Annotated in this window: 33 protein-coding genes and 1 other RNA gene; 16 read left to right on the top strand and 18 right to left on the bottom strand. The window is 61.3% G+C overall.

Annotation, left to right across the window (positions count from 1 at the left end; translation table 11 throughout):
* Positions 1-46 precede the first annotated feature (46 nt).
* The 10 genes from NUX07_RS06545 to NUX07_RS06500 form a co-directional block, all read right to left on the bottom strand.
* Positions 47-1,072 carry an aspartate-semialdehyde dehydrogenase gene (locus tag NUX07_RS06545; protein ID WP_265529773.1) on the bottom strand — a complete coding sequence of 342 codons (1,026 nt, stop codon included), beginning with the start codon at positions 1,070-1,072 and terminating at the stop codon, positions 47-49.
* A gap of 55 nt (positions 1,073-1,127) precedes the next feature.
* On the bottom strand, positions 1,128-3,344 hold the full coding sequence (locus tag NUX07_RS06540) for a S9 family peptidase (protein ID WP_265529772.1): 2,217 nt from the start codon (positions 3,342-3,344) through the stop codon (positions 1,128-1,130).
* A 70-nt stretch (positions 3,345-3,414) separates the two neighbouring features.
* Positions 3,415-3,798: a 50S ribosomal protein L19 gene (rplS, locus tag NUX07_RS06535; RefSeq protein WP_265529771.1), complete on the bottom strand. Its 384-nt coding sequence runs from the start codon at positions 3,796-3,798 to the stop codon at positions 3,415-3,417.
* 3 nt (positions 3,799-3,801) lie between these two features.
* Positions 3,802-4,533, bottom strand: a complete 732-nt coding sequence (trmD, locus tag NUX07_RS06530; RefSeq protein WP_265529770.1) for a tRNA (guanosine(37)-N1)-methyltransferase TrmD — start codon at positions 4,531-4,533, stop codon at positions 3,802-3,804.
* Positions 4,534-5,499, bottom strand: a complete 966-nt coding sequence (locus NUX07_RS06525) for a carbon-nitrogen hydrolase family protein (protein ID WP_265529769.1) — start codon at positions 5,497-5,499, stop codon at positions 4,534-4,536.
* Entirely contained in the window at positions 5,492-5,998 is a 507-nt protein-coding gene (gene rimM / locus NUX07_RS06520) for a ribosome maturation factor RimM (RefSeq protein ID WP_265529768.1), read from the bottom strand. The genes NUX07_RS06525 and rimM overlap by 8 nt, the downstream gene beginning before the upstream one ends.
* Positions 5,999-6,003: 5 nt before the next feature.
* The gene (gene rpsP / locus NUX07_RS06515; RefSeq protein ID WP_265529767.1) at positions 6,004-6,564 is read right to left on the bottom strand and encodes a 30S ribosomal protein S16; all 561 of its coding nucleotides are present in this window, start codon (positions 6,562-6,564) and stop codon (positions 6,004-6,006) included.
* 27 nt (positions 6,565-6,591) lie between these two features.
* Positions 6,592-8,046, bottom strand: a complete 1,455-nt coding sequence (gene ffh, locus NUX07_RS06510) for a signal recognition particle protein (RefSeq protein ID WP_265529766.1) — start codon at positions 8,044-8,046, stop codon at positions 6,592-6,594.
* Between the two features lie 597 nt (positions 8,047-8,643).
* Entirely contained in the window at positions 8,644-9,210 is a 567-nt protein-coding gene (locus NUX07_RS06505) for a DUF924 family protein (RefSeq protein ID WP_265529765.1), read from the bottom strand.
* Positions 9,210-9,695: a DUF2165 family protein gene (locus tag NUX07_RS06500; RefSeq protein ID WP_265529764.1), complete on the bottom strand. Its 486-nt coding sequence runs from the start codon at positions 9,693-9,695 to the stop codon at positions 9,210-9,212. Before NUX07_RS06500 ends, NUX07_RS06505 begins: the two co-directional genes overlap by 1 nt.
* Positions 9,696-9,750: 55 nt before the next feature.
* Here NUX07_RS06500 and dapF point away from each other — a divergent pair, with 55 nt between their 5' ends.
* Genes dapF through NUX07_RS06470 form a run of 6 tightly spaced genes read left to right on the top strand, consistent with a single transcriptional unit; the run spans position 9,751 to position 14,995 of the window.
* Positions 9,751-10,548, top strand: a complete 798-nt coding sequence (gene dapF, locus NUX07_RS06495; RefSeq protein ID WP_265529763.1) for a diaminopimelate epimerase — start codon at positions 9,751-9,753, stop codon at positions 10,546-10,548.
* A gap of 2 nt (positions 10,549-10,550) precedes the next feature.
* The gene (gene mtaB, locus NUX07_RS06490; protein WP_265529762.1) at positions 10,551-11,765 is read left to right on the top strand and encodes a tRNA (N(6)-L-threonylcarbamoyladenosine(37)-C(2))-methylthiotransferase MtaB; all 1,215 of its coding nucleotides are present in this window, start codon (positions 10,551-10,553) and stop codon (positions 11,763-11,765) included.
* Positions 11,762-12,679, top strand: coding sequence for a signal recognition particle-docking protein FtsY (gene ftsY / locus NUX07_RS06485; RefSeq protein ID WP_265529761.1), 918 nt, complete (start codon positions 11,762-11,764; stop codon positions 12,677-12,679). The genes mtaB and ftsY overlap by 4 nt, the downstream gene beginning before the upstream one ends.
* On the top strand, positions 12,676-13,311 hold the full coding sequence (locus tag NUX07_RS06480; RefSeq protein ID WP_265529760.1) for a septation protein A: 636 nt from the start codon (positions 12,676-12,678) through the stop codon (positions 13,309-13,311). The genes ftsY and NUX07_RS06480 overlap by 4 nt, the downstream gene beginning before the upstream one ends.
* Positions 13,308-14,237 carry an ABC transporter ATP-binding protein gene (locus NUX07_RS06475; RefSeq protein ID WP_265529759.1) on the top strand — a complete coding sequence of 310 codons (930 nt, stop codon included), beginning with the start codon at positions 13,308-13,310 and terminating at the stop codon, positions 14,235-14,237. The genes NUX07_RS06480 and NUX07_RS06475 overlap by 4 nt, the downstream gene beginning before the upstream one ends.
* Positions 14,234-14,995, top strand: coding sequence for an ABC transporter permease (locus tag NUX07_RS06470; protein WP_265529757.1), 762 nt, complete (start codon positions 14,234-14,236; stop codon positions 14,993-14,995). Before NUX07_RS06475 ends, NUX07_RS06470 begins: the two co-directional genes overlap by 4 nt.
* A 47-nt stretch (positions 14,996-15,042) precedes the next feature.
* On the opposite strand, the gene NUX07_RS06465 is transcribed toward NUX07_RS06470, so the two are convergent.
* Together NUX07_RS06465 and pspF are read right to left on the bottom strand one after the other, a co-directional pair.
* Positions 15,043-15,672 carry a superoxide dismutase gene (locus NUX07_RS06465; protein ID WP_265529755.1) on the bottom strand — a complete coding sequence of 210 codons (630 nt, stop codon included), beginning with the start codon at positions 15,670-15,672 and terminating at the stop codon, positions 15,043-15,045.
* 94 nt (positions 15,673-15,766) lie between these two features.
* Positions 15,767-16,819: a phage shock protein operon transcriptional activator gene (pspF, locus tag NUX07_RS06460; protein WP_265529752.1), complete on the bottom strand. Its 1,053-nt coding sequence runs from the start codon at positions 16,817-16,819 to the stop codon at positions 15,767-15,769.
* Between the two features lie 153 nt (positions 16,820-16,972).
* Between pspF and pspA the strand changes: the two genes are divergently transcribed.
* Genes pspA through NUX07_RS06410 form a run of 10 tightly spaced genes read left to right on the top strand, consistent with a single transcriptional unit; the run spans position 16,973 to position 20,750 of the window.
* Positions 16,973-17,644: a phage shock protein PspA gene (pspA, locus tag NUX07_RS06455; protein ID WP_265529750.1), complete on the top strand. Its 672-nt coding sequence runs from the start codon at positions 16,973-16,975 to the stop codon at positions 17,642-17,644.
* Positions 17,645-17,677: 33 nt separating this feature from the next.
* The gene (gene pspB, locus NUX07_RS06450) at positions 17,678-18,007 is read left to right on the top strand and encodes an envelope stress response membrane protein PspB (protein WP_265529747.1); all 330 of its coding nucleotides are present in this window, start codon (positions 17,678-17,680) and stop codon (positions 18,005-18,007) included.
* A gap of 2 nt (positions 18,008-18,009) precedes the next feature.
* Entirely contained in the window at positions 18,010-18,414 is a 405-nt protein-coding gene (gene pspC / locus NUX07_RS06445; RefSeq protein WP_265529745.1) for an envelope stress response membrane protein PspC, read from the top strand.
* Between the two features lie 11 nt (positions 18,415-18,425).
* Positions 18,426-18,698, top strand: coding sequence for a hypothetical protein (locus NUX07_RS06440; RefSeq protein ID WP_265529743.1), 273 nt, complete (start codon positions 18,426-18,428; stop codon positions 18,696-18,698).
* Complete coding sequence (locus NUX07_RS06435; RefSeq protein ID WP_265529741.1) at positions 18,698-18,967, top strand: hypothetical protein; 270 nt, start codon at positions 18,698-18,700, stop codon at positions 18,965-18,967. Before NUX07_RS06440 ends, NUX07_RS06435 begins: the two co-directional genes overlap by 1 nt.
* Entirely contained in the window at positions 18,964-19,296 is a 333-nt protein-coding gene (locus NUX07_RS06430; RefSeq protein ID WP_265529740.1) for a hypothetical protein, read from the top strand. Before NUX07_RS06435 ends, NUX07_RS06430 begins: the two co-directional genes overlap by 4 nt.
* A gap of 40 nt (positions 19,297-19,336) precedes the next feature.
* Positions 19,337-19,636 carry a hypothetical protein gene (locus NUX07_RS06425; protein ID WP_265529738.1) on the top strand — a complete coding sequence of 100 codons (300 nt, stop codon included), beginning with the start codon at positions 19,337-19,339 and terminating at the stop codon, positions 19,634-19,636.
* Positions 19,633-19,875: a hypothetical protein gene (locus NUX07_RS06420; protein WP_265529736.1), complete on the top strand. Its 243-nt coding sequence runs from the start codon at positions 19,633-19,635 to the stop codon at positions 19,873-19,875. Before NUX07_RS06425 ends, NUX07_RS06420 begins: the two co-directional genes overlap by 4 nt.
* A 21-nt stretch (positions 19,876-19,896) precedes the next feature.
* Positions 19,897-20,304 carry a SufE family protein gene (locus tag NUX07_RS06415; protein ID WP_407696145.1) on the top strand — a complete coding sequence of 136 codons (408 nt, stop codon included), beginning with the start codon at positions 19,897-19,899 and terminating at the stop codon, positions 20,302-20,304.
* Positions 20,301-20,750 carry a PaaI family thioesterase gene (locus NUX07_RS06410; RefSeq protein WP_265529734.1) on the top strand — a complete coding sequence of 150 codons (450 nt, stop codon included), beginning with the start codon at positions 20,301-20,303 and terminating at the stop codon, positions 20,748-20,750. Before NUX07_RS06415 ends, NUX07_RS06410 begins: the two co-directional genes overlap by 4 nt.
* Here the strand turns inward: NUX07_RS06410 and NUX07_RS06405 are convergent.
* The 6 genes from NUX07_RS06405 to NUX07_RS06380 all read right to left on the bottom strand — a co-directional run bounded on the left by NUX07_RS06405 (position 20,747) and on the right by NUX07_RS06380 (position 24,739).
* Positions 20,747-21,283, bottom strand: coding sequence for a J domain-containing protein (locus NUX07_RS06405; protein ID WP_265529733.1), 537 nt, complete (start codon positions 21,281-21,283; stop codon positions 20,747-20,749). The genes NUX07_RS06410 and NUX07_RS06405 overlap by 4 nt on opposite strands.
* Positions 21,284-21,330: 47 nt before the next feature.
* Positions 21,331-21,685, bottom strand: an RNA gene (gene rnpB / locus NUX07_RS06400) — RNase P RNA component class A.
* 17 nt (positions 21,686-21,702) lie between these two features.
* Entirely contained in the window at positions 21,703-22,377 is a 675-nt protein-coding gene (locus NUX07_RS06395) for an N-acetylmuramoyl-L-alanine amidase (RefSeq protein WP_265530763.1), read from the bottom strand.
* A gap of 34 nt (positions 22,378-22,411) precedes the next feature.
* Positions 22,412-23,260, bottom strand: coding sequence for a CheR family methyltransferase (locus NUX07_RS06390; protein ID WP_265529731.1), 849 nt, complete (start codon positions 23,258-23,260; stop codon positions 22,412-22,414).
* Entirely contained in the window at positions 23,260-24,363 is a 1,104-nt protein-coding gene (cheB, locus tag NUX07_RS06385) for a chemotaxis-specific protein-glutamate methyltransferase CheB (RefSeq protein ID WP_265529729.1), read from the bottom strand. The genes NUX07_RS06390 and cheB overlap by 1 nt, the downstream gene beginning before the upstream one ends.
* 10 nt (positions 24,364-24,373) lie before the next feature.
* On the bottom strand, positions 24,374-24,739 hold the full coding sequence (locus NUX07_RS06380; RefSeq protein ID WP_265529727.1) for a response regulator: 366 nt from the start codon (positions 24,737-24,739) through the stop codon (positions 24,374-24,376).
* Positions 24,740-24,794: the final 55 nt, after the last annotated feature.

The raw sequence follows: 24,794 nt of genomic DNA, 5'->3' as shown, positions 1-24,794 counted from the left end.
CGTTTCCCCTTATCGGAGAACGAGCCTATGGCAATCTTGCGCTATATCAAGCCTTTTGTAGGTGCTTGCGACCGAGCAGCTCGGCGATCTGGACCGCATTCAGCGCGGCGCCCTTCCTGAGGTTATCGGACACGCACCAGAAACTCAGCCCGCTATCGACCGTGGGATCTTCGCGCAGGCGGCTGATGAAGGTGGCATAATCGCCGACGCATTCGACCGGCGTGACGTAGCCGCCATCTTCGCGCTTATCGACCAGCATGATGCCCGGGCTCTCGCGCAGGATCTTGCGCGCCTCCTTGGCAGAGATTTCATCGTGGAATTCGACGTTCACGGCTTCGGAATGACCTACGAACACAGGCACGCGTACGCAGGTCGCGGTGACCTTCACCTTGGGATCGAGGATCTTCTTGGTCTCGGCGACCATCTTCCATTCTTCCTTGGTGGTGCCGTCTTCGAGAAAATCGTCAATGTGCGGGATGACGTTGAAGGCGATCTGCTTGGTGAAAACCTGCGGTTCGGCGGGATCGCCGACAAAAATGTCGCGGCTCTGCGCGAACAATTCGTCCATTGCGGCGCGGCCTGCGCCAGAGACCGACTGGTAGGTCGACACCACCACACGCTTGATCTTCGCGGCATCGTGCAGCGGCTTTAGCGCCACCACCATCTGCGCGGTCGAACAGTTGGGATTGGCGATGATATTCTTCGCCTTGTAGCCGTCAATCGCATCGGGGTTTACCTCGGGCACCACGAGCGGCACGTCGGGATCCATCCGGAAGAGCGATGAATTGTCGATGACGGTGCAGCCTGCTTTCGCAGCCTTTTCGGCATATTGCTTGGACACGGCGGAGCCTGCCGCGAACAAGGCCATGTCCCATCCGGCAAAATCGAAATGCTCGATATTGCGGACCTTCAACTCCTTGCCGCTCTCACCGAACTCGATGCGGTCGCCCGCCGAGCGGCTCGAGGCCACCGCGGCGATCTCGTCGATCGGGAATTTGCGCTCGTCGAGAATGGTCAATAGTTCGCGCCCGACCGTACCGGTGGCGCCGACGACAACAACTTTATAGCCCATGAAATCTCCTTGAGCTGCGAGGTAGGCCCCGCAGCCGATAAGTCAACGCGGGAGCCTACTCGGCAGGTCCGCCGGCAACCCCGTTGGCTCCAAGGAAATCCATGATGGTGTTCCACAGATGGACCGAGATGCCGGGGCCTTCGACACGGTGCGTCTGGCCAGGGTACAGCATCATCTCGAACGGAATGGCTTCCTTCTGCAGCGCAGCGGCCATCGCAGTGCTGTTGTCGAGCACGACATTGTCATCGCTCATCCCGTGGATCAGCAGCAGCGGATCCTCGATCTTCTCGAAGCCGTCGAAAGTGGAGGCCGCGTCGTATGCGTCCTGCACTTCGCGCGGATCACCCATATAGCGCTCGGTGTAGTGGGTGTCGTAGAGCTCCCACTTGGATACCGGCGCGCCGGCAATGGCCGCAGCATAGGTGCCGGGATCAGCCGCCAGCATCTTGAGGCTCATATAGCCGCCATAGCTCCATCCGTAGGTCGCGATGCGGTCGCCATCGACATAATCGAGCGTTTTGAGCCAGTCTGCGCCCAGCCTCTGGTCGCCCACCTCGATCCCGCCCATGGCGCGCCACAGCGGCTGTTCGAAGGCGACCCCGCGATTGGCGCTACCGCGGTTGTCGAGCTGGAAGAAGATATAGCCCTGGTCGACGATCCACTGGCGCAGCGCACCGGTCCAGCCATTGCGCACCGTCTGGGCGAGCGGGCCGCCATAATGCTGCATGAAGACCGGGTAGCGTTTCCCCTCTTCCATGTTCGCGGGCAGGATCATTTCGTAATGAAGCGTCGTGCCATCGGGCGTCTTGATCGTGCCGAAACGACTGGCCTCATGGCTGTCGAGATAGGGCGCGTAGGGATGATCCGCGTCGAGCGCATTTTCCTCGATCCAGGCGATCCGGTTGCCGCCCGTATCGGCAAGATAATGCTGCGGCGGCTGCCCCGGTGCCGAGCGCGAAATGATCGCGCGCGTTGCCTTCTTGTCCATCGTCACGCCGTGCGAATAGCCAAGCTCGGTCAGGCGCAGCGGCTGCGCTTCAGGATTGGAATAATCGAGGCGATAGAGATGCGTTTCGAGCACGCCATCCTTGTTGCCGGTGAAATAGACGATGCTGTTGTCTTCATCGAGGCCCTGCAATTCCTCGACCACCCAATCGCCACTGGTCAGCTGGCGCCAGCTGCCCGGCCCGCCGAGATAGAGATGCCCAAAGCCGTCGCGCTCCGACCACCACAGGATGCCGCCATTCTTCAGGAAGCGATAATTCTTGGTGAGATTGATCCAGTGCCGCTCCGCTGCCTTTTCGGAAAACAGTAGCTGGCTCTCTCCGGTAAGCGGATCGACGGCCAGCAGGTCCAGTGTCGTCTGGGCACGGTTCTGACGCTGGACGTAGAGCGTCTTGCCATCGGGGCCCCAGTCGACGCGCGGAATATAGATGTCGGTCTCGTCCCCCAGATCCGCTTTGACGCGCGCGCCATCGGCGGCATTTACGATCCACAGTTCATTGAGGACATTGTCGGTACCGGCGAGCGGGTAGCGCTGGTCGAAACTACTGGTGCTTTCGGCGCCGATCGATGTGCGCGTAACTACTCGAACGGGGCTCTCGTCGAACCGCAGGACGGCGATCCTGTCGTCGTTGGGGCTCCACCAATAGCCGGTGTCGCGGTCCATTTCTTCCTGCGCAACGAATTCGGCTTCGCCCCAATAAACGTTCTCGTTCTCTTCGGCCGGCGTGATGGGCTGCGGCTCTTCGCCCAGCGCACCTACGTAAAGCCGGCGATCGCGCACGAAGCTGACATAGCCGCCCTTGGGGCTGATCACGGGATTGAGTTCGCCTTCGGCCGTATCAGTGAGGCGCTGAACGCTACCATCACGTCCGGCGAGATAAAGGTCGCCGTCGAGCGGGACGAGCAGATATTGTCCATCGGGCGACCAGTCATAGGTGACGATGCCCTTTAGCGATCCGATGCGTGCGCGTTCGCGCTGCATCTTTTCGGCTTCGGACAGTTCAGCGCCCGTGCCGACTTCCTCGCTGTCGACCAGCATGCGCCATTCGCCGCTCGACGTGTCGAGCGCCCAAAGGTCATAGCGTTCGCGGTCATCGTCGCGCGGGCGCAGCATGGTGAGCAACGTGCCGTCAGGCGACAATTTCATCGCGCGCGGGCTGGGCCCGTTCAGTGACGGGCTGCCGAATACGGCTTCGAGGGTGAGATCTTCAGCCATGGCGGGGGTGGTCATGACCAAAGCGGCGGCGGCAGCAAGAACAATGCGCATCTTCTCTCCGGAAACAAAAAGGGCGCCCGGTTGATGCCGGACGCCCCTGGAAATCGCAAGTTGTCGTCGCTTACGCGTCGGTCTTGGCGGGACGGTTGTCCTTGCGCTCGGCGATACGAGCGGCCTTACCGGTGCGGCCACGCAGATAGTAGAGCTTGGCACGACGAACGGCGCCCTTGCGCACGACAGTGATGCTGTCGACGTTGGGCGAATAAAGCGGGAAGACGCGCTCGACACCTTCGCCGAACGACACTTTGCGTACGGTGAAGTTGGAGTTCACGCCCTTGTTGGCGCGCGCGATGCACACGCCTTCGAAGTTCTGAATACGGGTCCGCTCGCCTTCGACAACGCGAACGCCAACGCGCAGCGTGTCACCGGGGCGGAAGTCCGGGATTTTCTTTTCGCTCGTAAGCGCTTCGATCTGCTCTTTTTCGAGCTCTTGGATCAGGTTCATTTCCTAATTCTCTTCATTCTTCAACCGCGCGCCAGAGGGCGATTGGACCGGAGGCTCCCCATGAGCTTCCCATAAGTCCGGTCGCCGTGACCTTGTATCTTCGATTGCCCTGGCCTTTCGCCAAGCGGCAATCTTCGCATGATCCCCAGATCGCAGCACTTCGGGGATCGTGCGCCCTTCCCACTCTTGAGGTCGGGTATAATGCGGATATTCGAGCAGTCCGGTTTCGAAACTCTCGTCCTCTCCGCTAGAGGCCGCGCCCATTACCCCGCCTTGCAGGCGAATGCAAGCGTCGAGGGTAACCATCGCGGCCACCTCTCCGCCCGAGAGGACATAGTCGCCGATCGAGACGGGCTCGATGGGGCGCGCCTCGAAGATGCGCTCGTCAAAACCTTCGAAACGACCGCACAGGATGATGGCGCCCTCGCCCGCCGCCAGATCACGCACCTTGGCCTGCGTGAGCGGGCGTCCCCGCGGGGTCATGGCGAGCATCGGCCGGCCATCGGCAACGCTGTCGAGCGCGGCGGCAAGCACATCGCAGCGCAGCACCATGCCGGCACCGCCGCCCGCCGGCGTGTCATCGACCGTCTTGTGCTTGTCGGCAGCGAAATCGCGGATGTTGGTGACGTCGAGCGACCACTTGCCGTCCTCGAGCGCGCGTCCCGCAAGCGAATGCCCGAGCGGCCCCGGAAACATGTCCGGGTAGAGGGTGAGAATGGAAGCGCGGAAGGTCATCTAATCGTCCCAGCGCACGCCCTGCTGGGGCGCGGTGTTCACGTCGAGCGTGAAGATGTCGGGGCGGCTATAGTGGCCGTCGGTGTCGAGGCTGGCCTTGGCGGCATCGCTCTCCGAAAGATCGAGCTCGGCGTGAATGGTTTCTTCGCCCTCACCTGCCTCAGCAAGAATGCGCGCATCGGGCGCGATGATCATGCTGCCACCACGGTTAATCGTCTCGGCTTCGATCTCGTGGGCGAGTGCCAACGCATCGGCATCGGCATCGCCGCCGCAGCGTTCGATGCCCTCAATCAACTCGGCCTTGGTTTGGACGAGGCCGGCAGCGAGGACAAAGCAGCGTCCTTCGAACGCGTAATGGCGCGACGCGATGGCGTAGGTGTCGCGCACCGTGGGCCAGGCGGCGATATGCACGCTTTCCTGAAGGTTGTGCATCGCGGCGCGCGCCAGCGGCATCCAGTGCTCCCAGCAGATCAAATTGCCGACCTTGGCCTTGCCCGCGTCATGCACGCCGAGCGTCGAGCCATCGCCGCGCATCCAGATGAGGCGCTCGCCGTGTGTGGGCACGAGCTTGCGGTGGTCCAAAGGCCTCTGATTGGGGCGCAGCAGCAGCTGGTTGTTGTAGAGGCTGGAGCGCACGCGTTCGTGCGCACCGATCGAGATCATCGCGTCATGATCGTCGCATAGCGCCTGCAGCGGTGCGAGGCGCTCGTCGCCAGTGACGACCGCCTGCCCCATCAGGATGCGGTGCATCGCCTTGGAGCCGGGATGGTCCCACAGCGCGGCACCCGGAGCCTCGTCGAGCCAGAGCGGATAGCCGCCGAGGAACGTCTCGCCGAATGCCACCAGCTGCGCACCGTCGGCGATCGCCGCCTTGGCGAGGCCCACCGCCTTGTCGATACCGCTGTCGATATGCAGCGGCACAGGCGCGGCCTGGCAGATTGCGACGTTGAGCGTTGCGTCAGGCATCGACGAAATCCGCGTTCACGACCAGCTTTTCCGCATCCCATTCGGGCACGGCGGCTTTGGTCAACGGAACCATGAAGCGCTTGCCGTTTGGTTTTTCAATTTCGACGATATCGGAGGCACCGAAATTCTCGACGCCAACGACATGACCGATGGGCTCGCCCGCGTCATCGACTACGGGGAGATCAATCAGGTCGGAAAAGTAGAATTCGCCTTCGTCGAGCGAAGGCAACTGGTCGCGCTCGACCTCGATCAGCGTCCCGCGCAGCTTTTCCGCTGCGCCGCGGTCATTGACGCCCTCGAAGCGCGCTACTGCCACCTTGCCGCCATCGCGGATGCTGACCAACTTAGCGGGCTTTCCGCCAACGATCAGCGTGTCATGCGCCTTAAGGCTGTCGAGCCCCTCGGCGAAGAGCTTCAGGCGAAGCTCCCCCTTGATGCCGTGCGCACCGGCGACGGCGGCGAGCGCCACGCGCTGTTCCTCCGCCGCCGGTGACGTCATGGCAGTTATTCGGCCTTCTCGGCGTCCGCGTCGGCGTCGTCGGCCTTGGCTTCTTCGGCCGGAGCTTCTTCCTTGGCTTCTTCAGCCGGAGCCTCTTCCTTGGCTTCCTCGGCAGCCGCTTCTTCGGCCGGTGCCGCTTCCGTCGCATCGGTGGCCGCTTCTTCCGTCACTTCTTCCTTGGCTTCTTCAGCGGGCGCCTCTTCGGCAGCCTTGGCGGCTTCAGCAGCTTCGGCTTCCTTGGCAGCCTTGGCTTCGGCGCGATCCTTGGCCTGCTGGCCCGGTTCCGCCTTCTGCGGATTGTTGCGCGGTTCGCGCTTCATGATGCCTTCGGCGTCGAGGAAGCGAAGGACGCGGTCGGTCGGTTGCGCACCGACGCTCAGCCAATGCTTGATGCGATCGGTGTCGAGCTTGACGCGATCGGGGTCATCCTTGCCCAGCAGCGGGTTGTAGCTGCCGACGCGTTCGATGAACTTGCCGTCGCGCGAACGACGGCTGTCGGCCACGACGATGCGGTAATAAGGACGCTTCTTGGCGCCACCACGGGCGAGACGAATTGCAACTGCCATAATCTTATTCCTTCTTCGGGTATCAGTTTAGTTCTTTGTAAATTTGTCGAAACCGGGCGGGAGGTTGCCGGGAGCAGCGCCCCCGAGACCGGGCAAGGCGCCAGGCGCGCCGCCGCCGGGGAGAGCCCCGCCGCCGGGCATGCCGGGCATCCCGCCCCCGCCAAACATTTGTGCCAGCTTGCCCAGACCACCCATCTTCTTCAATTTCTTCATGGTGGTTTCCATCTGCTGGTGCATCTTGAGGAGCTTGTTGACGTCCTGCACGGTCGTCCCCGAGCCCTTGGCGATGCGGATCTTGCGCTTGGCGTTGATCAGCTTGGGCTTGGCGCGTTCCTTGGCGGTCATCGAGCTCATCATCGCTTCGAGACGCGTCAGCGCCTTGTCGTCGATATCGCCCGCGCCCTTCATGCCCTTCATGCCGGGCATCATCTTGGCGAGCGCGCCGAGGCCGCCCATGTTCTGCATCTGCTTGATCTGCATGCGCAGATCATCCAGATCGAACTTGCCCTTCTCCATCTTGGCGGCAAGCTTCTCGGCATCCTCCATCTTGACCGTTTCGGCGGCCCGTTCGACGAGGCTGACGACGTCGCCCATGCCGAGGATGCGGCCCGCGACACGATCGGGATGGAAGGGTTCGAGCGCATCGAGCGCCTCGCCCGTACCTGCAAACTTGATCGGCTTGCCCGTGACCTTGCGCATCGACAGCGCTGCACCGCCGCGCGCGTCACCGTCCATGCGGGTCAGCACGACACCGGTAAGATCGACTTCCTCGCCAAAGCCCTTCGCGACGTTGACCGCGTCCTGGCCGGTCAGACTGTCAACGACGAGCAGCGTTTCCACCGGCTTTCCGACCGATGCGACCGCCTTCATCTCGTCCATCAGCGCATCGTCGACGTGAAGACGACCCGCCGTATCGAACATCAGGACGTCATAGCCCTGCAGGCGGGCGCTCTCGAGCGCGCGTTTGGCGATATCGGTGGGCGACTGGCCGGCGACGATGGGCAGCGTATCGACGTCGATCTGGCGACCGAGCACGGCAAGCTGTTCCTGCGCCGCGGGTCGCGCGACGTCGAGACTGGCCATCATGACCTTCTTGTTCGACTTTTCCTTGAGCCGCTTGGAAAGCTTGGCGGTCGTCGTGGTCTTACCCGAGCCCTGCAGGCCGACCATCATGACGACGGCGGGCGGGGTCGCGTTGACATTGAGTTCGGCATTCTCGCTGCCGAGCAATTCGACCAGCGCATCGTTGACGATCTTGACGACCATCTGGCCCGGCGTGACCGAGCGGATGACTTCCTCGCCGACCGCGCGTTCGGTGACGTCGTTGACAAAGTCGCGAGCAACCGGGAGCGCGACATCGGCCTCGAGCAGCGCGATGCGCACTTCGCGCATGGCGGCGCGCACATCGGTTTCGGTCAGCGCTCCGCGGCCGCGAAGCTTGTCAAAGACCCCACCAAGGCGATCGCTCAGGCTGTCAAACAAACTCACTTCTCCTCTATCGGGCGCAAAACGCGAAAAACGCCGGCGGACGAAACCTCGTCGGCCAGCGTGGGCTTTTCAACGCCCGTGCACCCAATATGTCTGTCTTAATCGACGAGCGCGCCTCTAGGCGAGGCAGGCGGCGGGGTCAAGCGTCAGCGCAACTGTTTGTTCATTCAGAACTGGGAATGAGATCAATTCAAATTGGAAAGGGCATAGTATGCTGGCGCTACAAGTGTTCGTAGATGGAGAACTTCTTACTACCGCAGGGACTGACGACCTCTCGGTGTCATCTGTCACCCTCTCAGCGACCCGGTCAGATACCGATGATGCCGAACTTGAAGAGTTCGAATTATCAGTGAATGGGCTAGAGTTTGGTTCTACGGAAGACCACGCATATCACGTAAGATGGAGTCAACCAGGACATACGGTCAAATCTGAACTTCTTGTTCGGCTTATTGAGTGCCAAGACACTGATCCACCGATCAAAAGATATCGCTGCGATCAAGAGGTACGGGAACAGCCGTTCACTCCTGAGGAAATTCGCGAAATGAGGTATAGGACCTATCTTGAACTGAAGGCGGAATTCGACCCTCAAACTTAAAACGCCGCTCCATTCTCCAGCGCCTGCCGCTCGGCGCTCGTGCTTTCGCGCCCCAGTGCCTCATTGCGCCCCGGAAAGCGGCCAAAGGTTTCGATCTGGTCGCGGTGGAGGTGGGCGAACTTGTCGCGGCCGTCCTTGCTCAGCGCGTCGAACAGGCGGACGCTTTCGTCCTGGTCGCTCATGCTCTCGCTGTGCATCAGCGGCATGTAGAGGAAGTTGCGGTAGCGCGGTTCCAGCTTCTGGTCCCAGCCCTTCTCGATGGCGCGGCGCGTCAGGCGGCGGGCGAGCGGGTCCTGCGCGAACGCCTCCGCGCTGCCGCGATAGAGGTTGCGGCTGAACTGGTCGAGCATGAGGATCGCCGCGAGGATGCGGCGCGGCCCCTTGCGCCATTCCTCCGCCCGGGTGTCGATCACGCGCTGACGCAAGTCGCCATAGCGCGCGCGGATTTCCTCATCGAGCGCACGGTCCTTCTTCCACCAGCCCTCTTCGCCGACCTCCTCGAACCAGTAGTCGATGAGCTCCTGCGCTTGTGCGCGTTCGATTGTCTGCTGGCTTGGCGGCATCAGTCCTCGGTATGATAGACGAACAGGATGGTGACGGCCGAAGCCATCGCATAGATGAAGGCGCCTTCATAACTGCCGGCACCCAGTTGCGTCTGCCACATCTGGAAAAAGGCGGCGCCGAAGGTCAGGAACATGCCAAACCAGGTCAGCAGCGCGAATGCACCAGCATATACTGCAGCCCGTTTGGCTCTATGAAATGCATTGGGAGCCGCACCGCGGGCCTTGAACATGTCAAACCCGCCCTTGAGCCCGAAAAATGCCGTCAGTCCCTCGCCAGCCAGGACGAAGGACAATGCGATCCAGGCGAACAAGGAGCTACCCGAGTGGAAAAAGGCGGTTTGTGTGTAAACCTCGTGTTCGGCACCGCTGAGCACATAAGCCAGGGCGCTGTGCGCAGCGCCCAGGTTTGCCAGGTTCTGGGCAAGGTAGAACAACGCGTGCAGCCCGACGAGCGTCACCAGTGCAATCTTGATCCAACGAAGCATAACTATTCCCCCTAGTTGTTGCTCTCCTTACGCATGCACCCTAAGTCCCCATGCAATGTCCACCACCTTCCACAAGATGCACGGCTTCGGCAACGACTTCGTCATCCTCGACGCGCGCGAGGAGGCAATTGCCGTGGACGAGGCATTAGCGAAAAAGCTGTGTGATCGTCATCGCGGGATCGGGTGCGACCAGCTGATCCGCCTGTCAAAGGGCAGCGAAGCGCAGGTGCGGATGGATATCTGGAATGCCGATGGCTCGCCCGCCGAAGCGTGCGGCAATGCGACGCGCTGCGTCGTCGCACTGACAGGCGCGGGCAAAATCGAAACCGATGGCGGGATGCTCGAGGGTGAAGTCAATGACCTTTCGGTAACGGTCACCCTGCCCGAGCCCCGCTTCCGATATGACGAGATCCCGATCGCCGATGCGATGGATACCGCGCCCGTGCCCATGGGTTGGGACGATCTGGAAGCGCCCGATGCCGTCAATGTCGGCAATCCGCATCTCGTTTTCTTCGTCGATGATGTCGACGCGGTGCCGCTGGGCGAATTGGGACCGCGGATCGAGACCGATCCCGCCTTCCCCGAGCGCATCAACGTCAACATCGTCGAAGAAGACCCTCGCGGCATCCGCATCCGCACATGGGAACGCGGTACGGGCCTAACACAGGCCTGCGGCACCGGTGCCTGCGCCAGCGCAGTCGCCGCGATCCGCCGCAAAAAGGCGATCTCGCCGGTAATCGTACTGATGCCGGGGGGCACGCTGCACATCGACTGGAAGCCGGGCGGCCCCATTCGCATGACGGGCGCTGCCACCCACGTCTTTACCGGCCAGATCGACCTGGAAGCGCTGTAAGTATGGGCGTCGAGACGATCACGCTGGGCTGCCGGCTCAACTTTGCCGAGAGCGAGACGATGGCGAGCCAGCTCGAGGGCCGCGACGAGAACCTGGTCATCGTAAATAGCTGCGCGGTGACGGCCGAAGCGGTGCGCACCACGCGCCAGCAGATCCGCAAGGCCAAGAAGCGCAACCCAGACGCCAAGGTGCTGGTGACCGGCTGCGCGGCGCAGATCGAGCCTGAAACCTTCCAGGAAATGCCCGAGGTGGATGCGCTGCTCGGCAATGCCGACAAGCTGCACCTGGATAAAATTCTTCAATCATCGAAGGCACTTCCGAGTGACGTCATGGCGGCAACAGCCGATCCGGTGGCGGCGGGGTTCCAGGGCAAGGTGCGCAGTTTTGTCGCCGTCCAAAATGGCTGCGATCATCGCTGCACCTTCTGCACGATCCCCTATGGACGCGGGAACAGCCGCAGCCTGCCCTATGACGAAGTGCGCCGCGCGGTTGCAGCCGAGCTCGATCGCGGGGCGGCGGAGATCGTGATTACGGGCGTCGATATTACGAGCTACGACGATGACGGCCGGACGCTCGGGCATCTGCTCCAGCGCCTTCTTGCCGACGAACCGCGGCTCAAGCGGCTCCGCCTTTCCAGTCTCGACAGCATCGAGATTGACGGCCCGCTTTACGAGCTGCTCGCGGGTGACGAGCGACTATTGCCCCATTTCCACCTGTCGCTGCAGGCGGGCGACGATATGATCCTCAAGCGCATGAAGCGTCGCCACAGCCGCGCTCAAGCCGTCGACATTGTCGAGAAGATCAAGGCGGCGCGGCCCGACGCGACGATCGGCGCGGACCTCATCGCAGGCTTTCCCACTGAAACTGAGGACATGGCGCTAAATACTCTGAAACTGCTTGATGATTGCGACATCGTCGCGGCGCATATCTTTCCGTTCAGCTCGCGTGAAATGACGCCAGCAGCGCGCATGCCGCAACTCGATCGCGGGCTCATCAAGGTGCGCGCGGCGCGGCTGCGCGACCGCGCGGCGGAGCGGCGTTTGGCCTGGCTGCGCTCCTATGTCGGCACCACCCAGCCCGCACTGATTGAAAATGGCGGCAAGGGTCACACCGACGCCTTCGCGCCAATCACGGTTGAAGGTGCCGCACGCGGTGCGTACGGCAAGGCGCGAATCATCGATGCTGACGACAAGGGTTTGACGGGGGTTTTCGAATGAGTTGGCTCGAACGCCTGACCGGCGGGTTTCGCAAGACCGCCGATCGCGTCGGCGAAAATATCAGCGGGCTGACCAGCAAGCAGGCGCTCGACACCGCGACGCTGGACGATATCGAAGAGGCGCTGATCGCCTCGGATCTCGGCCCCGAAGCATCGAGCCGCATTCGCGAGGCGATCGCGGCGCGCAAGTTTGATCAGCTGGACGAACGCGGCCTGCGCACGATTCTCGCTGAAGAGATCGAAAAGATCTTAAGGCCTGTCGCCAAACCATTGGATATCTATGGCTTTCCCAGGCCGCACGTCATCCTCGTGATCGGCGTCAACGGTTCGGGCAAGACCACGACAATCGGCAAGCTTGGCCATTATCTGAAAGAGCAGGATTACGGCGTCCTGCTGGCCGCGGGCGACACGTTTCGCGCCGCCGCCATCGAACAACTCAAGATCTGGGGCGATCGCATCGGTGCCCCGGTGATTGCGGGCGCCGAAGGCGGCGACCCGGCCTCGATCGTGTTCGATGGCGTCAAGCAGGCGACCGCGACCGGTATCGACGTGCTGGTCGTCGACACGGCGGGCCGCTTGCAGAACAAGAGCTATCTGATGGACGAACTGTCCAAGATCCGCCGCGTTCTGGGCAAGCTTAACGAGGAAGCCCCGCATGACGTCGTCCTCGTGCTCGACGCCACCACGGGGCAGAACGCCCTCAACCAGATCGAAGTTTTCCAGGAGGTCGCCAAGGTGACCGGTCTCGTCATGACCAAGCTTGACGGCACCGCGCGCGGCGGCGTGCTGGTCGCGGCGGCCGAGAAGTTCGGCCTCCCCATCCATGCGATCGGCGTTGGCGAGAGCGTGAATGACCTTCGCCCCTTCGACCCGCGCGCGGTTGCCCGCGCCATTGCAGGATTGCCCCCCGAATGAGTGACGTGAACCCCGGCCCCTCGATCGAACAGGAAAAGCGCGAAGGCCTGTCGACAGGCAAGCAGCTGCTGCTCGACCTAGGGCCGCTGATCCTTTTCTTTCTCGCCAACAAGTTCGCGCCGGTGCCGGACGCGGCCAAGATTTTCGCGGCGACCGGTGTCTTCATGGTGGCGATCATCGTCGCGATGGCGATCACCTACGCCGCGGTGCGCCATGTCACCACGATGCAGATCTTTTCGGCCGTGCTCGTGCTGATCATGGGTGGTTTGACGATCTACCTGCAGAGCGAAATGTTCATCAAGATCAAGCCGACCCTGTTCTACGGGGCTGCCGCGATCGTGCTGTTCGTAGGGCTATTTACCGGACGGCCGCTGCTCAAGGCCTTGCTGGGGAGCGCCTATCCCGGCCTGTCCGAGCGGGGCTGGATGCTGCTCACGCGCAACTGGGCCTTCTTCTTCGTCGCGATGGCAATCCTCAACGAATTTGTCTGGCGCAATTTCACCACCGACCAGTGGATCGGCTTCAAGATCTGGGGGATGCTTCCCCTCACCTTCGTCTTTGCCGCGGCCAACGTGCCGATGCTGATGCGCCATGGGTTGAACGTCGATCCCGAGGCCAAGAAGGCCGAATGAGCGTCATCGCCATCGACGGCCTCAAGAAGGTCTATGGCGGCGGGTTCGAGGCGCTCAAGGGCGTCGACCTGGAGATCGAGAAAGGTGAGATTTTTGCGCTGCTCGGCCCCAATGGCGCCGGCAAGACGACGCTGATCTCGATCGTCTGCGGGATCGTGACCAAAAGCGCCGGGACGGTCACCGTAGGCGGGCACGACATCGAGAGCGAGTACCGCGCCGCACGCGACATGATCGGCCTCGTCCCGCAGGAATTGACGACCGACGCGTTCGAAAGCGTCTGGGCGACTGTCAGCTTCAGCCGAGGCCTGTTCGGCAAGCCGCGCAACGATGCCTATCTCGAGGAGCTGCTCAAGCGGCTCAGCCTGTGGGACAAGCGCGATAGCCTGATGATGGAATTGTCGGGGGGCATGAAGCGGCGCGTCATGATTGCCAAGGCGCTGAGCCACGAGCCCGAAATCCTGTTCCTCGACGAGCCCACCGCCGGCGTCGACGTCGAGCTGCGCCGCGACATGTGGGCGCTGGTGCGCAAGCTGCAGTCCGACGGGACCACTATCATCCTGACCACCCATTATATCGAGGAAGCCGAGGAAATGGCCGACCGGGTCGGCGTCATCCGCGGCGGCGAATTGATTGCAGTGGGCAAGAAGGAAGAGCTGATGGCGCAGATGGGCCGCCGCACGCTCAAGATCTTCCTTGAACAGCCGATGTCGGCGGTCCCGGCCGCGCTCGACGATGGATCGATCAGCCTCGCCGATGAAGGCGCGACATTGTGCTACGATTTTGACGGGCACGCCGAGGAAACGGGTATCCCGCGGCTAATGCGCAAGCTTGACGAGCTGCAGATCGGCTGGAAGGACCTGACCACGCGCCAGTCGAGCCTCGAGGACATCTTCGTCAGCTTGGTGCGCCGGGGAGACGAGGCATGAACCCGCACGGCGTCTTCGCGATCTACAAGTTCGAAATGGCGCGGTGGCGCCGGACGCTTTGGCAAAGCCTGGTAGCGCCGGTGATCACCACCGCGCTCTATTTCCTCGTGTTCGGATCGGCAATCGGAAGCCGGATGAGCGACATGGCAGGCATCGACTATGGCAGCTTCATCGTGCCGGGCCTGATCCTCCTGTCAGTCTTGACGCAAAGCATATCGAATGCCAGCTTTGGCATTTATTTTCCGAAGTTTACGGGCACGATCTACGAAATCCTGTCAGCGCCGATTTCACCGCTGGAGACGGTTTCAGCTTATGTCGGCGCAGCCACGACCAAAAGCTTCATCCTCGCATTGGTCACGCTGGCCACGGCGACGCTGTTCGTCGACGTGCGCGTCGAGCAGCCCTTGCTGATGCTGCTCTTCCTCTTCCTGATCGCGACCGGCTTTTGTCTTATGGGATTTGTCATCGGGCTGCTGGCCAACAATTTTGAACAATTGCAGTTCGCGCCGCTACTGATCGTCACGCCCCTCGCCTTCCTGGGCGGCATTTTCTACTCGGTCTCGGCGCTGACGGAGCCGTGGCGCACGATCACGCTCATCAATCCGATCATCTACCTCGTGTCCGGGTATCGCTGGACCTTCTTCGAGGTGGCCGACGTGCCCATCTGGACGAGCGTGCTGGCGATGGCGCTGTGCATCCTCGTGCCGCTCGCTCTGATCGCGTGGATCTTCAAGACAGGGCATCGCCTCAAAAATTAAGTGCGGCGCCCGAAGGCACCGCCCGAAATCATTGGCCTTGCGACCGGTCAGCCGTCCTGATCGGCGCGGCTGATGCCGTTGCCGTCGAGGTTCTGGCTGACGAAGTCCCAGTTCACGATGTTGTTGAGAACGCTCTTCAGATAATCGGGCCGCGCATTGCGGTAGTCGATGTAATAAGCGTGCTCCCACACATCGACGGTGAAGAGCGGCGTCATGCCGTGAACCACCGGCGTGTCGGCATCGTGCAGGCTGGTTACTTCAAGCTTGCCGTTGTTGAGGATCAGCCAGCCCCAGCCCGACGCGAAATGGTTCGCGCTCTCGTTCTGCAGCGCCTCGAGCATTTTATCGGTCGACCCAAAATCGTTGTCGATCATCGACTGGAGCTTTTCCGACGGCTTGGTCGAGCCTTCAGGCGCAAGGCCCAACCAGAAGAAGCTGTGGTTCCAGATCTGGGCGCTGTTGTTGAACAGGCCCTTTTCGCCATGTTCCTTGGCATGCTTGATGACGCCGGTCAGACTCTTGTCGGAGATGTCGTGCTTGTCGTCTTCGACCATGCCGTTCGTCTTGTCGACATAGGCTTTGTGGTGCTTGCCGTGATGATAATCGAGCGTTTCCGCCGACATGTTGTCGCCCAGCGCGTCTTTGGCGAAAGGAAGATCGGGAAGTACGAAGGCCATCTGTCTGCTCCTGTTGGGATGTATTCCACTGGCCAACGCAGCTAACGCCCTTGCGTTGCACGTCAACCGGGTTGCCGCGCGATAATCGCTCGGCCTAGGTCGCCTCGGCATTGAGCTGAAGGCGCTTCATGGCGTGCCGAAGCTGGTCATAGCTCAGGCCCAGCGCCTCGGCGGTCGCGCGCTGATTATAGCGGTTCTTTTCCAGCGCGTTCGAGATTACCGCCTTTTCATATTCTGCGATACTGGCCTTGAAATCGTCCGTGTCGAGCTTGGCATAAGGGGCAGCAGCCGCGGGCGCGCCGGTCTCGCTTTCTTCTTCAGCCGCGTCGAATTCAGCAGCTTCGACTTCCGAGTCCATCTTGATGAGCGGCGCCCAGGGCGAACGGAAGGGATCGAAATTGATCTTGTCGACCTCGCGCTCTGGATCTTGGGCACGGTAGACGGCGCGCTCGACGACATTGCGCAATTCGCGCACGTTGCCGGGCCACGGATAATTCTCGAGCCGTTCTATCGCCTTTTTCGAGAACCCTGGCCAGTTGGGCCACTCGAGCTCGACCGCCATCCGGCGACCGAAGAAATCGGCCAGCAGCTCGATATCGCCCTCGCGATCGCGCAGTGGCGGCAGCGTGACGACCTCGAAACTCAGGCGGTCGAGCAGGTCGGCGCGAAAGCGGCCCTGTTGTACGAGGCTGGGTAGATGTTCGTTGGTGGCCGCCACGATACGCACATCGACGGATATCGGCTTCGACGCGCCAATCGGCGTCACTTCGCCATATTCCACCGCGCGCAAGAGGCGATCCTGCGCCGCCGATGACAACGTCGCCAGTTCATCGAGGAAGAGCGTGCCGCTATCTGCCTCCTCAAAGCGACCCTGGCGACTTTTCGAGGCGCCGGTAAAGCTACCCGCTTCATGGCCAAACAGCTCGGCCTCGATCAGGTTTTCAGGAAGCGCCGCGCAATTCATGGTAACGAGAGGCCCCGACCAGCGCTGCGACAAATGGTGGAGTTTTTCCGCAATCAGCTCCTTGCCCGTACCGCGTTCGCCGATAACGAGCACGGGGCGGTTGAGCGGCGCGGCGCGGCTTGCGCGCTCGCTGGCGTCGAGAAATGCAAGGCTTTGGCCAATCAGTTGCTTGCCGCGATCCATACTATTCCTTGGTGGGAAATCCCACCATTTGGCAAGATTTTTCGAACCGCCATTGGTCGAAAAATTGCAGATATTACGGAATTTATGGATATAGCTGTTCTTGGCATGTTTCTCGCATATATTTCTTCGACAGGGTCCTAATTGGAGCACCAAATGGCAGTTTTTTCTCGCGTCAAAGATATCTTCGCGGCGAACATGACCGAAATCCTCGATCGCGCCGAAGATCCGGCGCGGATGATCCGAATGATCATCCTCGAGATGGAAGAGACACTTGTGGAAGTCAGGGCATCGGCCGCACGGACTATCGCGGACGGCAAGGAAATGCGCCGCGCCCTCACTCGCCTCGACGATTTGCAGGACAGCTGGACGGAAAAGGCCGAATTGGCACTGTCCAAGGACCGCGAGGATCTAGCCAAACAGGCGCTGATTGAACGCCAGAAGGCCGCCGATATGGCCGACGGACTGCGCGAGGAAATTGCCGCCATCGACGAGACGCTCAAGCAGTACGAAGCCGATATCGCCAAGCTCCAGGCAAAATTGCGTGAGGCACGGGCTCGTCAGGCTGCCATCCAGAACCGTCTCGAGAGCGCGATTACCCGCGCCAAGGCCCGCGAAGTGCTGCACAGCAGCCGCACGCAGGATGCCTTCTCTCGCTTCGAAATGCTCGAAAAGCGCGCCGACATGGCGGAAGGCACGGCCGAAGCGCTCGGCCTTGAAGGGCCTAAGAGTCTCGAGCAGGAAATTTCCGACCTCCGCTCCTCCGACAAGGTCGATGCCGAGTTGGAGGCGATGAAAGCCGCCTTGAAGGCCAAGAAATCAAGCTAACCAGCCCTTTATGCGGGCAAAGGGGAAAACAAAGTGGACGAAAGTATCATCATCCCGATTTTGGGGATCTTCGCGCTCTTCATCGCGATGCCGTGGATCATTTTCCACTACATCACAAAGTGGAAGCAGCAGGCCACCCTGTCCGTGCCTGACGAGAAACTGCTAGACGAGCTTCACAGTGCTGCGAAACGTCTGAATGACCGGCTCGAAACGATCGAGCGCATCATGAGCGCCGAAAATCCCGACTGGAAACAGAAAGCGCTGCCGATGGAGCGTTACAAAGACGATGATGCGGGCCTGTTGGGCCGTGCCGACGAATTGCTCGCCGAACAGGAACGACTGCTGAGCCGGAAAGGACGCTGATCATGGCACGCTCGCCCATCTATGAAGGCCCGCCGCGTCACACCAAATTCTATCGCGACAAGAAGAATGCCAAGTTCCTCGGCGTTTGTGCCGGCATTGCCGACTATACCGGCTTCGACGTCGCGCTGGTCCGGCTCGGCATGCTAATGACGTTCCTGATCCCGGGATCGCCCACCATCCTGTTCTACCTGCTCGCCGGCTTCTTTGTGCCCGACCGCCCTTACGAGCTTGAAGGGCAGACCGCTGACGAACAGAAGTTCTGGCAAGGCGTGCGTGCCTCACCGCGCAAATCAGCCCGCCAGATTCATTCGCAGTTCCGCGACATCGACCGGCGGCTTGCCGACATCGAAAGCTTCGTCACCAGCGAAAACCGCGTGCTGGCGCAGCAGATCGACGACCTGAAGTAGGAGCGGATCCCGTGGGCGATACACTCATCTCGGCCCTGGCGCTTTTGCTGCCCTTTGTCCTGATCGTCTACATCCTCCGCTTCGCGTTCAAGCACGCCGAACGGAAGCAGCAAATCGAGGCGAACTACGCTGCCGAGAAGGCTGCGCAATATGCCGTTCAGAACAAGGTTCTTGAAGACCGCGTAGCTGTGCTAGAACAACTTGCCATCGATAGTGGTGCGGAAACCGCGGCGCAGATCGAGGCATTGCGGCAACTGCCCGAACGAAAGGAAAGTACGAACTGATGGAAGCGCTTGGATTTCCTTTCAATTTCGTCATCCTCATCATCCTTATCACCACCATTGGCGGCGTTTTAAGAAGCTTTGCCAAAGCCAAGGGACAGGCAGCCGGCAAAAGCGAAAGGCATGTTGCGGATCCGAAGCTGGAGGCCGAGAACCGGGAACTGCGCAAGGAAATCGGCGATCTTCGCGATCGATTGCATGTCCTGGAACGCATCACCGTCGACAAGGAAAACAGCCTTGCCCGTGAAATCGAAGATTTGAGGAACAAATGAACGAAGAATATCGCCTGGCAATCGAGTTGGCGCCCTTTGTCGCCATGATCGTCGGACTGATGGTCGCCGGATCGGTGATCAGCACATGGCTGCGCATCCGCAACGGCTATCCACTCGAAGGAAGCTGGGGCAATGCGATCGGGCCCAAGACCGACAAGGAAAGCCAGGAACGCATCAAGCTGTTGACCAACGAGAACGCGCAGCTCCGCGCCGAGATGGGGTCGATGAAGGACCGGCTCGAGACGGTCGAACGTATTGTCACCGACGAGTCTCATGGTATTGCCAAAGAGATCGAAGCACTGCGCGGCGAACCCAAGAAGATCCAGTAGGAGCATCAAGATCATCGGGCTTTCGATACCCATCCTCGGCATGTTGCTTGGCCTCGTGGCCATCTTCGGCTGGATTTTTCTTGACTATATGAAGATCAAGAATGGCTACCCGCTGTCTGACGATGACGGCAACCTGATCCACAAGAGCAACCCCGAAGACCTTCAGGAAATCAAACAACTGACCGCGGAAAATCGCGACTTGATGAACCGGCTCGAAAAGATCAGCGAGCGGGTGGAGACACTGGAACGCATCGCCACTGACAAGCCGGCACGTCTGGCCGCTGAAATCGACGCGCTGAGCGACCTGTCGTCAGACCTATCGAAGGAAAAGGCCAAGTGAACGAATATGAGATGGTCGCCTTCATTGTGCTCATGGTCATGGTGACGGTGATGATGACGGCGCGCTGGAAATATAAGTATCGCGACCAGTCCCGGATCGAAAGCAGTGATGCGGCAGCCAACCCGAGACTGGAATCCGAGGTGGCCCGCCTGCGCGACCGCGTCGAGACCCTTGAACGGATCGCGGTGGAGAAAGAGGACAGCCTCACGCGCCAGATCGAGCAATTGCGCGACCGCTAGCGCGGGGCTATTGCCGCCAGCATGAGTTTGCCCACCTTGTCCGACCTCCAGGACGAATATGAATTCCTCGATAGCGAAGATCGCTACCGGCTGCTGATCGATCTCGGCCGCAAGCTCGAACCGATGCCCGATGCGTTGAAGACCGATGCCACCAAGGTGCGCGGCTGTTCGGCCAGCGTGTGGGTCTATCCCACCAGCCAGGACGGCAAGCTGCACTTCCTTGCCGATAGCAATGCGGCGATCACCAAGGGCGTGGTCGCGCTGGTGCTGGCGGCGGTGCAGGACAAGCCAGCCGCCGAGGTTGCGGCGACCGACATTGCCGCAGCGCTCGAACCGTTCGACCTGACCCGTGAACTGTCGTCGAACCGGACGCAGGGCGTGCCCAACATGATCGCGCTCGTGCGCAAGACCGCCGAGCGGCTCACATGACCGCGCACCCGGAGGACCACGCGCGTATCGCCGATGTCTTCGATCCCAAGAAGTTTCTCGATATCGCCGAACATTACGGACACGGCGCCGCGCTCGGCTACAAATACCAGGATCATGGCAACGACTGGGTCGAAATGTCGCTTCCGTTCCGGCCCGAAATCGTCGGCGTTCCCGAAACGGGCATCCTCGCCAGCGGTGCGATCATCAGCCTGGTCGATGCGTGCGGCGGGGCCGCTGTCTGGCAGAAAATGGGCAAGTTCGAACCGATCGCGACGGTGGACCTCAGGCTCGATTACCTGCGCCCAGCGCATGCCGGCGATACCGTCCTGGCGCGGTGCGAATGCTACAAGATGACCAAGTCCATCGCGTTCGTGCGCGGCAAGGCGTTCATCGATGAAGAGCGCGTGGTCGCCAACGTCGTCGGGACCTATATCCGCAACCCCTAGCCCAGCGCTTGTCGCGCTTCCTCATTTGTCTTGAGGACATCGTAGGCGGCTTGCACTTTCGCGAATTCCTCCGCTGCATCATCATCGTCGGGATTGCGATCGGGGTGAAACTGTTTGGCTAGCGCGCGGTACGCTTTCTTCACCTCTTCAAAATCCACATCGGGATCGAGCCCGAGCACATCGAGCGCGCGCATCTCGTCGCGGCTTCGACTGCCGTCACCAGGGCCGGCCCATTGGTAGTGCGCGCTCTGGCGAAAACCCGACGCATCGCGGCTCTCATCCTGTGCGCGCTTCTTGGCTTCGGCTTCATCGAGGCCCGCGAAATAGTTCCAGTTCTTGTTATACTCGGCCGCGTGCTTCTCGCAGAAGTACCAGCGTTCGGGGCTGTTGGGAGATTTGGGCGCTGGCCGATCGCCGACCTCGCGGCAGTTGACGCGATCGCACAGTCGCACCTTGGACGCCTCGCGGCCCTTCTCCCCGTAGGAGCGCCAGCGGGGGAAGCCCCAATCGTCGGATCGCTGTCGTCTTGCCATAGCCCTTAAGCCTAATAGGTAGCGGAAGGATCCGCCACCAAAGAGATTAAGCCAGGAGACCTGTAAGCCGGGTTCTGTCCACCTCGTGAGAGGATGGGCGACCATTCATCTGGGGTGAGGATTGCCCCTCACCTCTAGCGACCAACCCGGACGGCGCGGCGGGAAACCGCATGTGCCGTCCCTATTCGGTCTTGCTCCCGGTGGGGTTTACCGTGCCGGCGCCGTTGCCGGAACCGCGGTGCGCTCTTACCGCACCCTTTCGCCCTGACCGCCCCGAAGAGCGGCGGATTGCTTTCTGTGGCACTGTCCCTGACCCCGAAGGGCCGCCGGGCGTTACCCGGCACCGTTTTCCCGTGGAGCCCGGACTTTCCTCGCTCATCGCGCGGCCGCCCGGTCCCCTGGCAGGCGGGCGATATGGTCTATTGAGGGCGCGGGAGCAAGAGGGCAAGCAATTTTGCGCGACATTCGCCATCGACAATCCCGTCGATCATGTCGGGGCGGAAGCGGCGCTGGAAGGCGATCACCGCCTTTTCGGGATCAGTCACATCATAGCCAAACCGCTCCAGTGCCAGCATGAAGCCCGCATCGGTCCAGAACGGGTCCATCAGGTCCTTGGTCGGGCTCGGCAATGCCAGCCGTCGCTTGGCCAGTTCCCACCAGGGAAATAGCTCGCCCGGATCTTCCTTGCGCGCCGGCGCGACATCGCTGTGCCCCACCACGTTGCCCCGCGTGATGCCGTGGCGATCCTTGATGTCGGCCAATAACGGCAACAGCGCCGCGATCTGCTCGTCGGGAAATTCGCGATAGCCGAATTCATGGCCCGGATTGACCAGTTCGATGCCGACACTGGCGCTGTTGATGTCGGTCACTCCGCGCCAATAGCTCTTGCCCGCGTGCCAGGCGCGCCGGCGTTCGTCGACAAGCCGGTAGGTCGTGCCATCCTCGTCGATGCAATAATGGGCGCTGACCTGCGCGTCTGGGCTGGTGAGACGATCCAGCGCCGCCTCTGCGCTTTCCATGCCGGTATAATGCAGCACGATCATCGAGACCGGCAGCTCGCGTTCGTTATGATTGGGTGATGGCCGCTCAATCATGGCGCGCACCTTGCCACCAAAAACAGGCGTAAGGTCAAGCCCTCATGGCGCGGCGGTCGGCATTCTCGTTCTGCTGCAGGCGGTACAGGCCGCGAATGTTCCGGTCGGCGGCAAACAACTCTGTCTGACCAATAACTGTTTCCCCTGCCCCCAGGACCAGCGCGCCATCGGACGCGACGACCGAGCCGATGCGATCGAATGCTTCACGGCGGCGTTCGTGGTTGAGGTAGAGCAGGACGTTGCGGCACAGCACCAGGTCGAACGACCCGTTTGGCGGATCGTCGAGCAGGTTGCGCGTTTCGAAGTTCACCATCTGGCGCAGCTTGTCGCTTACCACCCAGCCGTCTTCGTCTTCTTCGAACCAGCGAATTGTCTGCTGGATGCCGAGGCCGCGTTGGACTTCGAACTGCGTGTAGCGACCGTTTCGCGCCTTGCGGATGATGCTGCCGCTGATGTCGCTTGCGTAGATTTCGATATTCCAACCTGCCCATTTGTGCGGATCGTCCGCGAACATCATGGCGAGGCTGTAGGGCTCCTGCCCGCTCGAGCAGCCTGCAGACCAGATGCGAATGCGGCGCGTTGCCGCGCGCTTTTCCATCAGGTCGGGCAGAAGCTGGTCGCGGATCGTGTCAAACGGCGTGCGATCGCGGAAGAAATAGGTTTCGTTGTTGAGCAGCGCTTCGACGACCTCGTCGGCAAGACCGGGGTCCTTGCCCATTACCAGCAGGGTGATGAGTTCATCGAGCGTCGCGATCCGCCGCGCACGCAGGACCGAGGACAATGCGGTCTCGATCCGCCAGCGACGGCTGAGGGTCAATTGCTGGCCGGTGCGCCCTTCAAGAAGTCCTGCGAGGATGCGGCTCGAGCTGTCCGACACTTCCATCAGTCGCGCTCCAGTCGATTGGCGACCAAGTCGGCCAATTCGCCCGGTGTGCCACTGGCAGCGATCAGCCCCGCATCGGCAACGGCGCGGGGCATGCCCCACACCGCGCTGCTATTTTCGTCTTGCGCGATTACGGCGCCTCCGCACGCTACGAGTTTGGCGGCGCCATCGGTTCCGTCACGGCCCATTCCCGTCAACACGACCCCGATTGCCCCTTCGCCGAATTCGCGGGCCGCGCTGTCGAACATCGGATCGACCGACGGGCAGCAGCCCGAGCGCGCAGGCTGAGAAGAAAGGCGTGCATAAGCTCCGTCTTCCCGCCGCTCGACGCTCAAATGCTTCTCGCCGGGGGCAACATAGACCTGGTCCGCCTCAAGTTTCATGCCGTTTTCAGCGACCCAACAAGGACGCAGGGCGGCGCTGCCGAGCTGCCGGGCAAAGACCGACATGAAGGCTGCCGGCAGATGCTGCGTCACCAGGATCGGCACACCGATCTTGGGCGGCAGCGAATGGAAGAACATCGACAAGGCATGGATACCGCCGGTGGAAGCGCCAATCGCCAAGAGCTCGAGCGGCGCGTCCGGCATAAGGCGAAGCCCGGGTGCCGGCGTGTCTGGTAGCGGCAACACCTGCTGCTCACGCGACGCGGCGAAAGCGACGGTGCCGCTCGCAAGTTCGCCCAGCTTGCCAAGCAACACTTCGGAAAATCGCCCGCGGAACTTGCCGGTGCCGGGCTTTGGAAGCGTGTCCGCAGCACCAAGCGCAAGCGCCTGGACGGTGACTTCGGCGCCCTCGTCGGCAAGCGAGGAGACGATCAGCACCTGTGCACCCCGCGCAACCTCGATGATCTTGGGAAGATGCTTGAGCCCCCCTGCTCCCGGCATTTCCAGGTCGAGCAGGATGATGTCGACACGCGTATATTGGAGCGCAGTGACGGCATCTTCGGCAGTGCCCGCGACAGCGACAATCTCAAACCGCGGATCGTTGCTGACGATGCGCGAAAGAACCGCGCGCGCGACCATCGAATCATCGACGATCATCAGACGCACGCGCTCTTGGGCGCTGGGCCTACGGATATGATTGGAGGCGAGTGCGCCGGCCATGGCGCTACTCTTAGGCTACACCGACGAGCTGGAGTTTTACGTGCAGCGTTTCGCGGTCAAAGGGCTTCATGACATATTCGTCGGCACCGGCTTCCAGCGCAGCGCGAATGTGGCTCATGTCATTTTCAGTGGTGCAGAAAACAACCTTGGGCTGGTTTTCATGACCGCCCTTACGAAGGAGCTGAAGAAATTCCATGCCGCTCATCACGGGCATGTTCCAATCGAGCAATACCACGTCCGGCATCGAGTCTTCGCAATGCGACAGGGCCTCGCGGCCATCGCCGGCTTCTTCAACCTTGAATTCCAGCGTCTCAAGGATGTGGCGGGCGACCTTGCGGATCACCTTGCTGTCGTCGACGATCAAACAGGTCTTCATACTAACACTCGAGCCCCTCTTTTCGTGCTTCGCTACGGCTGTAGCGTGCAAATGG

It is taken from the genome of Sphingomicrobium marinum, from assembly GCF_026157105.1.
GTDB classification, from domain to species: Bacteria; Pseudomonadota; Alphaproteobacteria; order Sphingomonadales; family Sphingomonadaceae; genus Sphingomicrobium; species Sphingomicrobium marinum.
This window is presented reverse-complemented; position numbering and strand designations above follow the sequence as displayed.

What these genes read in the sequence shown, in the direction of transcription:
- NUX07_RS06540 (WP_265529772.1), bottom strand. Translation starts at nt 3,344, where the DNA reads ATGCGCATTGTTCTTGCTGCCGCCGCCGCTTTGGTCATGACCACCCCC.
- cheB (WP_265529729.1), bottom strand. Translation starts at nt 24,363, where the DNA reads ATGGCCGGCGCACTCGCCTCCAATCATATCCGTAGGCCCAGCGCCCAA.
- NUX07_RS06525 (WP_265529769.1), bottom strand. Translation starts at nt 5,499, where the DNA reads ATGCCTGACGCAACGCTCAACGTCGCAATCTGCCAGGCCGCGCCTGTG.
- rplS (WP_265529771.1), bottom strand. Translation starts at nt 3,798, where the DNA reads ATGAACCTGATCCAAGAGCTCGAAAAAGAGCAGATCGAAGCGCTTACG.
- NUX07_RS06415 (WP_407696145.1), top strand. Translation starts at nt 19,897, where the DNA reads ATGAGTTTGCCCACCTTGTCCGACCTCCAGGACGAATATGAATTCCTC.
- NUX07_RS06470 (WP_265529757.1), top strand. Translation starts at nt 14,234, where the DNA reads ATGAACCCGCACGGCGTCTTCGCGATCTACAAGTTCGAAATGGCGCGG.
- rimM (WP_265529768.1), bottom strand. Translation starts at nt 5,998, where the DNA reads ATGACGTCACCGGCGGCGGAGGAACAGCGCGTGGCGCTCGCCGCCGTC.
- pspA (WP_265529750.1), top strand. Translation starts at nt 16,973, where the DNA reads ATGGCAGTTTTTTCTCGCGTCAAAGATATCTTCGCGGCGAACATGACC.
- pspF (WP_265529752.1), bottom strand. Translation starts at nt 16,819, where the DNA reads ATGGATCGCGGCAAGCAACTGATTGGCCAAAGCCTTGCATTTCTCGAC.
- NUX07_RS06505 (WP_265529765.1), bottom strand. Translation starts at nt 9,210, where the DNA reads ATGCCGCCAAGCCAGCAGACAATCGAACGCGCACAAGCGCAGGAGCTC.
- NUX07_RS06390 (WP_265529731.1), bottom strand. Translation starts at nt 23,260, where the DNA reads ATGGAAGTGTCGGACAGCTCGAGCCGCATCCTCGCAGGACTTCTTGAA.
- NUX07_RS06395 (WP_265530763.1), bottom strand. Translation starts at nt 22,377, where the DNA reads ATGATTGAGCGGCCATCACCCAATCATAACGAACGCGAGCTGCCGGTC.
- NUX07_RS06425 (WP_265529738.1), top strand. Translation starts at nt 19,337, where the DNA reads ATGTTGCTTGGCCTCGTGGCCATCTTCGGCTGGATTTTTCTTGACTAT.
- trmD (WP_265529770.1), bottom strand. Translation starts at nt 4,533, where the DNA reads ATGACCTTCCGCGCTTCCATTCTCACCCTCTACCCGGACATGTTTCCG.
- NUX07_RS06475 (WP_265529759.1), top strand. Translation starts at nt 13,308, where the DNA reads ATGAGCGTCATCGCCATCGACGGCCTCAAGAAGGTCTATGGCGGCGGG.
- ftsY (WP_265529761.1), top strand. Translation starts at nt 11,762, where the DNA reads ATGAGTTGGCTCGAACGCCTGACCGGCGGGTTTCGCAAGACCGCCGAT.
- NUX07_RS06410 (WP_265529734.1), top strand. Translation starts at nt 20,301, where the DNA reads ATGACCGCGCACCCGGAGGACCACGCGCGTATCGCCGATGTCTTCGAT.
- NUX07_RS06480 (WP_265529760.1), top strand. Translation starts at nt 12,676, where the DNA reads ATGAGTGACGTGAACCCCGGCCCCTCGATCGAACAGGAAAAGCGCGAA.
- NUX07_RS06405 (WP_265529733.1), bottom strand. Translation starts at nt 21,283, where the DNA reads ATGGCAAGACGACAGCGATCCGACGATTGGGGCTTCCCCCGCTGGCGC.
- dapF (WP_265529763.1), top strand. Translation starts at nt 9,751, where the DNA reads ATGTCCACCACCTTCCACAAGATGCACGGCTTCGGCAACGACTTCGTC.
- NUX07_RS06545 (WP_265529773.1), bottom strand. Translation starts at nt 1,072, where the DNA reads ATGGGCTATAAAGTTGTTGTCGTCGGCGCCACCGGTACGGTCGGGCGC.
- NUX07_RS06380 (WP_265529727.1), bottom strand. Translation starts at nt 24,739, where the DNA reads ATGAAGACCTGTTTGATCGTCGACGACAGCAAGGTGATCCGCAAGGTC.
- rpsP (WP_265529767.1), bottom strand. Translation starts at nt 6,564, where the DNA reads ATGGCAGTTGCAATTCGTCTCGCCCGTGGTGGCGCCAAGAAGCGTCCT.
- NUX07_RS06430 (WP_265529740.1), top strand. Translation starts at nt 18,964, where the DNA reads ATGAACGAAGAATATCGCCTGGCAATCGAGTTGGCGCCCTTTGTCGCC.
- NUX07_RS06435 (WP_265529741.1), top strand. Translation starts at nt 18,698, where the DNA reads ATGGAAGCGCTTGGATTTCCTTTCAATTTCGTCATCCTCATCATCCTT.
- mtaB (WP_265529762.1), top strand. Translation starts at nt 10,551, where the DNA reads ATGGGCGTCGAGACGATCACGCTGGGCTGCCGGCTCAACTTTGCCGAG.
- NUX07_RS06500 (WP_265529764.1), bottom strand. Translation starts at nt 9,695, where the DNA reads ATGCTTCGTTGGATCAAGATTGCACTGGTGACGCTCGTCGGGCTGCAC.
- NUX07_RS06465 (WP_265529755.1), bottom strand. Translation starts at nt 15,672, where the DNA reads ATGGCCTTCGTACTTCCCGATCTTCCTTTCGCCAAAGACGCGCTGGGC.
- pspC (WP_265529745.1), top strand. Translation starts at nt 18,010, where the DNA reads ATGGCACGCTCGCCCATCTATGAAGGCCCGCCGCGTCACACCAAATTC.